At 69.7% G+C, this 1,005-nt stretch carries 1 protein-coding gene; it reads left to right on the forward strand.

The features are described 5' to 3' along the window. Positions 1-76: 76 nt before the first annotated feature. Positions 77-685 carry a histidine phosphatase family protein gene (locus AA75_RS14435; RefSeq protein WP_033820395.1) on the forward strand — a complete coding sequence of 203 codons (609 nt, stop codon included), beginning with the start codon at positions 77-79 and terminating at the stop codon, positions 683-685. The last annotated feature ends 320 nt before the right edge of the window (positions 686-1,005 follow it).

The raw sequence follows: 1,005 nt of genomic DNA on the forward strand, positions 1-1,005 counted from the left end.
GACTCCCCGCAGATGAAGATGATCGCCGCGCTGCGCAACCGGTTCGGCGGCCACGCGGTCCAGGGAGCATCGGAGCATGGGTGAACTCCTCGTGCTGCGTCACGGCGAGACGCAGTGGTCACGATCCGGACGTCACACCGGGCTCACGGACATTCCGCTCACCGCACGTGGGGAGGAACAGGCACGGTCGGCCGCTCGTCTGCTTCACGGCAGACGGATCGGCCTGGCCCTGGTGAGCCCGCTGCGACGCGCGGTACGGACCGCCGAGTTGGCCGGTCTCGGCGGATTCCAGCTGGATCCGGATCTCCACGAGTGGGACTACGGCCTGTACGAGGGGGTCACCACCGCGCAGATCGAGAAGACGAGACCGGGCTGGAACCTGTGGACGGACGGTGTCCCGGACCGGGGGCCGGGAGATCCGGGCGAGGATGCGGAGAAGGTGGGACGCCGAGTGGACCGGGTCCTGCGAAAGGTCCGATCCGCCATGACCGACCAGGACGCGGGTGAGGACGTCATCGTCGTCGCCCACTCGCACGTCCTGCGGGTGCTGGTCGCGCGGAGCCTGGGACTCGCGCCCGGTGGTGGCGCGCTCTTCCAGCTCGGCACCGCGGCGATGGGGACGATAGGCACCGAACACGGCCGAGCGGTCGTCACCGGCTGGAACATCATCTCCGTCGACGGCTGATGGAGCTGCGGCCCCGGCCCGCTCGCTCGACAGCGAATCCGGGCACGCGTCCGGGCCGCTACGGCGGTCCTCACTCCCCGCTCCGTATGCCGCCGGCGATGCCCATGCCGGTACCCGCCTCCGGTCAGGTCGAGCTTGGAGTAGGTGCCGCTGGCGTCCTGCTCGCCGCCGACCTATGCGCCGCGCCCGAAGTGCGTCCGAGGTGGGTCCGGTTCGAAAAGGACCGCCGACGTGACGGGAACGGCCGTCTCGATCTCCAGGTCGCGCAGATCGCTTGAGATGTTCGCCCTCCAGGTGTCGACGGAATCCTGTTCGTGGCG

It is taken from the genome of Kitasatospora sp. MBT63 (genome assembly GCF_000710465.2).
Lineage (GTDB): Bacteria > Actinomycetota > Actinomycetes > Streptomycetales > Streptomycetaceae > Kitasatospora.

What these genes read in the sequence shown, in the direction of transcription:
- AA75_RS14435 (WP_033820395.1), top strand. Translation starts at nt 77, where the DNA reads ATGGGTGAACTCCTCGTGCTGCGTCACGGCGAGACGCAGTGGTCACGA.